We start from the raw sequence: 6,590 nt of genomic DNA on the forward strand, positions 1-6,590 counted from the left end.
CAAGGAGCGCATCGCCGACCATAGCGGAATAAGGCCGCCCGCGGCCGAAAGAAGCGGCGGGAGGTGTCTAAGCGACGGGCGGGCGCTTGCGCCCGACCCAAGCCGCGCCGTCGGCAAAGGCGAAAAAGCCCTAGCTCAGGCCCGAATACGAGTGCAGGCCGTTGAAGAACTGGTTCACGATCGTGAAGTTGAAGATCACGCACAGGTAACCCACGATCGACAGCCAGGCGGCACGGGTCCCGGTCCAGCCGCGGGTGGCACGGGCGTGCAGGTAGCCTGCGTAGACCACCCAGATCACGAACGTCCAGACTTCCTTGGTGTCCCAGCCCCAGAAGCGGCCCCAGGCCTTCTCGGCCCAGATGGCGCCGAACATCAGGGTGAAGGTCCAGCCCACGAAGGCCACAGTGTTGATCCGATAGGACAGGTTTTCCAGGCTCAGGGCGTCCGGAACCAGGCGCATGAAGCCGAGCTTGTCGGTGCCGCCGGCCGCGAGGGTCTTCTGCCGGTGCGACTGGACCAGCTGCAGCGCGGACATGGCGAAGGTCAACGTGAAGAGCGCCGAGGACAGCACCGCGATGGATACGTGGATCACCAGCCAGTAGCTCTGCAGCGCGGGCACCAGGTGGCCCACGGGAGTCCAGTAAGCCACGGACGCCGCCACCAGCATGATCACGGCCAGGCCGATCACGAAGGTTCCCAGGAAGCGCAGGTCGCGTCGGATCAGGGCCAGCAGGAAGACGGCCACGGCAACGAAGGCGCCGGTGGTGAGGAACTCGTACATGTTGCCCCAGGGCACGCGGCCTGCGCCGAGGGCACGGGTGACCACGCCGGCGGCATGGATCAGGACGCCGAGGATGGACAGGGCCACCGCGACGCGGGCGGGTGCCCGGCGCTCGGCGGCGTAGCGCATGTCGCCGGCGGCGGTGCCGCCCGCAAAGGTGGGGCCCGACGTCGGGCGTTCAGCATGTCCGGCCGGTCCGCCGACTTCGGACGCGCCCACCCGGCCCGCGGAGACCGGCACCTTGGCGGCGGCCGCCGCCTTCAGGTCGACGGCGCGCAGCGTCTTGCTGCTCTTGGCCAGGTCCCAGGCGAAGGCGACAAACGCCACCGTGTACGTGCCTGCGGCCAGCAGCATGAAGAGCTCGCTGTATTGGCCCATGGTCTCGTTGATGGAGAACAACATTACTGGTCCTTAGTGTTTGTCGAGGCGACGGTGTCGGAGGTTTCGGGGGCGCTCGGCGCCAGCTGCCATTCGCGCTGGAACAGTTCACGGATCGCGGCGGATTCGCCGGCCAGGCGGTGGTCTTCGCCGCGAGCCAGCAGGCCGTACTCCACCATGGTGCGTCCGTCGTCGTGGGTTCCCGTGCGGACCCACACGCGGCGGCGGTTCAGGTAGAGGGAGACCACCAGGCCGGCGACGGCGAGCAGCGCGAAGAACAGCGCACTCACCTGGCCCGGGTTGTGGTGGATGTCCACGCCCACGTACTTCTTCACGCCATCGAAGCTGATGCTGCCCTTGCCGTCCGGCAGGGTGTACGTCTTGCCGGGCACCAGGGTGATGCCCTTGGCGGGGAGGTCGCGGCCGTTGAGCTGGGTGAGGTTCTTGACGTCGAGCTCGAACACGTTCTGCGGGGTGCCCTTGTCCAGGCCGAGGTCGCCGTAGTACGAGTTCAGGCTGAGCTGGGGGTTGATGAGTTCAGGGTCGCCGCTGAATGAGACGCCTTGTTCGGTGACGAACGCGGTGGGCAGGAAGAAGCCGGCAAAGCCCAGCTGTTCGGGCTTGGCGTCGGGAACCTTGATGACCACCGAGGAGTAGTAGTTGTCGCCCTGCAGCTTCGCCACAACGGGCCCCTGCAGCGCGACGTTGCCTTTGCCGTCGCGGACCGTGATGACCGGTGCGTAGCCGTTGCCGGTGAGGTAGATGCTGGTGCCACCGAGGGTGACGGGGTCGTTGACCTTCAGGACCTTCTTTTCGGCCGGTGCGCCCGGATTTTCCTTGGTGGTCACCTGTGCGGTGAAGTCGATGGGCTGGCCGAAATGGGCCGGCGATTCACGGTCGAACTTCACGTCGAACTTGTCCAGTTGGATCGAGTAGGGCTGCAGCCAGCTGCTCTGGAAGTTGGTGCCGGGGCTGAACTGGTCGTAGCCCACCAGGGTGTTCACGAAGGTGTCGCCTTCCACCAGGATGCGCTGGCCGCTGTAGCCGAACAGCCCGCCGATCGCCACGGAGACCAGCACGCCGATCAGCGAGGTGTGGAAGACGAGGTTGCCCACTTCCTTGAGGAAGCCCCGTTCGGCACCGAGGGACGGCCGTTCGCCGTCGGCGTCCCTGACTTCCACCCGGTAGCCGCGTTTCCTGAGCAGCGCGGCGGCATCGGTGATGGCGCGCGACGCCGGGATCCCGGCGTCGGCGGGAACCACCAGGGTGCCGTACTCGGGGAGGCGGGACAGCCTTTTGGGGGTCCGTGGCGGCTGGGAGCGCATTGCTTTGTAGTGCGCGATGGCGCGCGGCGTCACGCAGCCGATCAAGGAGATGAACAGCAGGAGGTAGATGGCCGAGAACCAGGCCGAGGAGTAGACGTCGTAGAGCTGGACGGCGTCCAGGATCTTGCCGTAATCCGGGTGGTCCTTGATGTACTGCGTCACGACGGCGGGGTTGGCGGGGCGCTGTGGGAACAACGAACCCGGGACGGCGGCCACCGCCAGCAGGAGCAGCAGGAACAGCGCGGTGCGCATGCTGGTCAGCTGGGTCCAGGCCCAGCGGAGCATGCCTTTGAGGCCGAGCGCGGGCAATGCTGCCCCGGCCTTGGCGTCCTCGATGGTCTTGGTCTTGTTCTTCGCTTCCACGGGCTCGCTCATCAGATTGGCAACTTCACATCGGTCTGGAACCAGTACTGCAGCCCGGTGACCCAGGCACCCCACACTCCGCTGGCCATCAGGATCCCCAGGAGGATCAGGATGGCCCCGCCGGCCCGCTGGATCGCCAGGCGGTGCTTGCGGAAGAAGGACATGACGCCGGCACCCTTGCGCACGGCGAGGGCGATCAGCAGGAACGGGACGCCCAGGCCCAGGCTGTAGACGAAAGCGAGCAGGGCGCCCTTGGCGGCGGAGGAGCCGCCGGACAGGCTCAGCAACTGCACGGCCGAATAGGTCGGTCCGATGCAGGGCGCCCAGCCGAGGCCGAAGGTGATGCCCAGCAGCGGCGCACCCCACAGGCCGGCCGGGGGCTTTGCGTGGATCTTCGCGTCCCGCTGCAGCCAGCTGAAGCCGCCCATGAAGATCACGCCCATGACGATCACGAGGACGCCCAGCAACTGGGTGATCCAGGCGTTCTGGGGGCCGGAAAGCAGTGTCCCAAGCTGGCCGAAGGCACCGCCGAGCAGAACGAAGATCAAGGAGAAACCGAGTACGAACAGCCCGATTCCGGCCAGCATGCGGCCACGCCGCTGCTTCTGGAGGTCGACGCCGGTCAGCCCGGTGACGTAGCCCAGGTACCCGGGCACAAGGGGCAGCACGCACGGCGAAAGGAAGGAGACGAGCCCCGCAAGCAGGGCCACGGGGATGGCCAGCAGGAGGGAACCGTTGAGGATGGTCTCCGCGAAGGGGCTGTTCACGTTTGTCCGGCCGCCTACTCCGCTGCCGCGGCGCTGATGAGGGCTTTCAGGGTGCCCTTCTCGATTTCACCCAGGACGCGGGAAGCAACCCGGCCTTCCTTGTCCAGGACGAGCGTGGTGGGCACTGCGTTCGGCGGAACGAGGCCGGAAACGGAAAGCAGCACGGCGCCGTTCTTGTCGTTGAAGCTCGGGTACGTCAGGTTGAAGGTCTTCTCGAAGGCCTCTGCCGTGGCCTTCTCATCGCGCAGGTTCACGCCGAAGAACTGAACGCCCTTGGCCTTGAAGTCCTGGTGCAGGCCTTCGAGGATCGGCGCCTCGACCCTGCACGGGGCGCAGGCCGCGAACCAGAAGTTCAGCACCGTCACCTTGCCGTGGAGGTCTGCGGCCTTCACCGCTGTTCCGTCGAACAAGGTCCCGTCAATCTGCACCGGCGCCGAGCGCTCGGCCTTGGCGAACTCGGTGACGGAGCCGTCGCCGGCGATGTAGTTCTTGTTGTCGCCGACGTTCGCCTGCTTGGCGAGGTTGTCTTCCTGCGGGGCGCAGGCGGACAGGCCCACGGCCAGTGCCGCAAGGGCCGCTCCCCCGGTGGCGAGGAAGCGTCGGCGGGAAGTGTTGCTGTGCTTTTCCAATGTCATGCTCCGGGAGTGCTCGCGGCACCGGGCAGCAAAGCTGCCGCAGGCTCGCCGTAGTCGACCCGAACGAGGGCGCCGTCGGCGTCGAACACCAAGGACGTCAGGGACGTCAAAGTGCATTCGCGTTTGCGCGGGTCGTGCCACAGCCGGCGCCCTTCGGCGCTGCGGCGGGTGGCGTAGATGGGCAACTGGTGGCTCACTAGGATCGCTTCGGCACCGTCGCCCCCGAGTTCGACGGCGCGCTGCCGGGCGTCCTCGATCGCGGCACGCATGCGCGCGACCTGCTCGGTGTACGGTTCGCCCCACGATGGGCGCAGCGGGTTCCGGAAATGGAACCAATGCTTCGGCTTCAGGAACTCCGAGAGCCGCGCGTGCAGCCCTTCGAAATGGTTCTCCGCCTCAATGATCCGGGGATCCGTATGGATTCGGAGGCCCAGGGCCTCCGCGCTCGGCTGGGCGGTTTCCTGGGCCCGGGTGAGCGGCGAGGCCACCAGGTGGACGATCTTTGCCCCGGCCGCGGCGCGCGCTTCGAAGTGCTCGGCGAGCACGCGCGCCATCGCCTGTCCACGCTCGGACAGGTGGAATTCGGGCAGTCTGCCATACAGGACGCCGTCGGGGTTATGTACCTCGCCATGGCGGAGCAGATGGACAGTTGCGTGGGGCATGTCTACCAGTTTCTCAAAGAGGATGGGCAATCCGAAATCTTCTACGCCACGTAGAACTGGCGTTCCGGAAAAAATGTTCCCCGGAGATGGAATAAAAGATGCATTTGCATGTTTATACTGGATGCAAGATCGGTTGATGGTTCAAGTAACTGTCCTCCGACCGGAGATTTCCGCCCACACCTATCCCAAGGAGCACGCCATGACCCTCCCCGCCAACGTCACCACCGGAACCTGGACCCTCGACAACTCGCACAGCGAAATCGGCTTCACCGTCCGCCACGCAGGAATCAGCAAGGTCCGCGGCCAGTTCACCGAAGCTGCAGCGACCCTGGAACTGGCGGACCACCTGGCCGACTCCAAGGTCAACGCCACCATCCAGACCGCCAGCTTCGACTCCGGCGATGTCAACCGTGACGGCCACGTCAAGGGTGAGGACTTCTTCGACGTCGAGAAGTTCCCCGAGATCAATTTCGTCTCCCGCCACATCAAGGCCAATGGCGACAGCTTCGACCTGGTGGGCGACCTCACCATCAAGGGCGTCACCAAGGAGGTCGCCATCGAGACCGAATTCAACGGCGTCGCAGTGGACCCCTTCGGCAACACCCGCGCCGGCCTGTCGGGCGAGACCACCATCAGCCGCAAGGACTTCGGCCTGACCTGGAATGCCGTGCTGGAAGCCGGCGGCGTGCTGGTCAGCGACAAGGTTGTCATCAACCTCGAACTGGCTTTCATCGCCCCTGCCGCCTAACGCGGAAGTCCCAAGCGGCGCTTCCCGGAATGTGTGCGGATCTCCGCTACCGCCGGGCAGCGCCGCTTTTTGTTGCCGCCCTCCTGGCAGGCATCCATGCCGTGGATCCACCTGCTGGAGTATCCAGCACAAGGCCGCGCGGAGGCAGGGAATTCGCCGAAAATTTCCTAGGAAACCCTCAACCTCAGGTCTACAGTGATGCCATGAGTAACCCAAACGAAGTTCCTCAGCAACCAGGCTCACAGCCCCCGTCCTCCGGCGATATTCCGCCCGCCGGCTACCAGCCCCCGCAGGGCACACCGCAACCACCCAGCTACCAGGCACCGGCCCCCGGATATCAAGCGCCGGGTTACCAGGCACCCGGATATCAGGCACCGCCTCCGGGATACGGCGCGCCCGCCGCGGGACCGAACAACGCTCCGCCCGCCGGATTGGGCTACGCGGCTCCAGCCCGAAACACCTTCGGCCTCGACTTCAACAACATCGCCCAACGCTTCCGCGACACCACCGGCGTTCCGCAGCAGCTGACTTTGTCCTACTGGCTCTGGATCGGAGCAGCCGCCCTCGGCGTTGTCGCAAGCCTGATCAACATCTTCACCGTCCGCGGTTACTTGGGTGAGCTGCTCGTTGGCGCCGGCATTGTGGGCTTCATCTTCAGCCTCATCTTCGCCGCCCTCTACATTTTCATCGCGATCCGGCTCAAGGAAGGCGCACGCTGGGCCCGCCTGGTACTGAGCATCCTCGCCGGGCTTGCAGTGATTTCACTGTTGGTTCAGCTCGTCACGCTGAATCTGGGCTTCATCGGCTCCGCCGTCGCGGTGGCAGCCGGCGTACTGATGTGGCTCCCGGAGTCGCAAAAGCATTTCGTATAGCCCACTGCCGGATAGGCACAGTGCCTGCCCGAAGGCCGCGGCGTCCGCCGGACGCCGCG

General features: G+C 65.7%; 7 protein-coding genes. 2 read left to right on the forward strand and 5 right to left on the reverse strand.

Annotated elements, in window-relative coordinates; genetic code table 11:
* Positions 1–130: 130 nt before the first annotated feature.
* Genes ccsB through DWV11_RS03945 form a run of 5 tightly spaced genes read right to left on the reverse strand, consistent with a single transcriptional unit; the run spans position 131 to position 4,911 of the window.
* On the reverse strand, positions 131–1,183 hold the full coding sequence (gene ccsB / locus DWV11_RS03925; protein WP_210725660.1) for a c-type cytochrome biogenesis protein CcsB: 1,053 nt from the start codon (positions 1,181–1,183) through the stop codon (positions 131–133).
* Complete coding sequence (resB, locus tag DWV11_RS03930) at positions 1,183–2,859, reverse strand: cytochrome c biogenesis protein ResB (protein WP_115787586.1); 1,677 nt, start codon at positions 2,857–2,859, stop codon at positions 1,183–1,185. The genes ccsB and resB overlap by 1 nt, the downstream gene beginning before the upstream one ends.
* A complete protein-coding gene (locus tag DWV11_RS03935) occupies positions 2,859–3,614 on the reverse strand; it encodes a cytochrome c biogenesis CcdA family protein (RefSeq protein WP_115787587.1) in 756 nt (251 codons plus the stop codon). The genes resB and DWV11_RS03935 overlap by 1 nt, the downstream gene beginning before the upstream one ends.
* A gap of 14 nt (positions 3,615–3,628) precedes the next feature.
* Positions 3,629–4,249, reverse strand: a complete 621-nt coding sequence (locus DWV11_RS03940; protein WP_115787588.1) for a TlpA family protein disulfide reductase — start codon at positions 4,247–4,249, stop codon at positions 3,629–3,631.
* Positions 4,246–4,911: a histidine phosphatase family protein gene (locus DWV11_RS03945; protein ID WP_115787597.1), complete on the reverse strand. Its 666-nt coding sequence runs from the start codon at positions 4,909–4,911 to the stop codon at positions 4,246–4,248. The genes DWV11_RS03940 and DWV11_RS03945 overlap by 4 nt, the downstream gene beginning before the upstream one ends.
* 199 nt (positions 4,912–5,110) lie before the next feature.
* On the opposite strand from DWV11_RS03945, the gene DWV11_RS03950 reads away from it, so the two are divergent.
* Positions 5,111–5,659: a YceI family protein gene (locus DWV11_RS03950; protein WP_115787589.1), complete on the forward strand. Its 549-nt coding sequence runs from the start codon at positions 5,111–5,113 to the stop codon at positions 5,657–5,659.
* 203 nt (positions 5,660–5,862) lie between these two features.
* Positions 5,863–6,531, forward strand: a complete 669-nt coding sequence (locus tag DWV11_RS03955) for a hypothetical protein (protein WP_136017878.1) — start codon at positions 5,863–5,865, stop codon at positions 6,529–6,531.
* Positions 6,532–6,590: the final 59 nt, after the last annotated feature.

This window comes from Arthrobacter silvisoli, from assembly GCF_003369445.1.
GTDB classification, from domain to species: domain Bacteria; phylum Actinomycetota; class Actinomycetes; order Actinomycetales; family Micrococcaceae; genus Arthrobacter; species Arthrobacter silvisoli.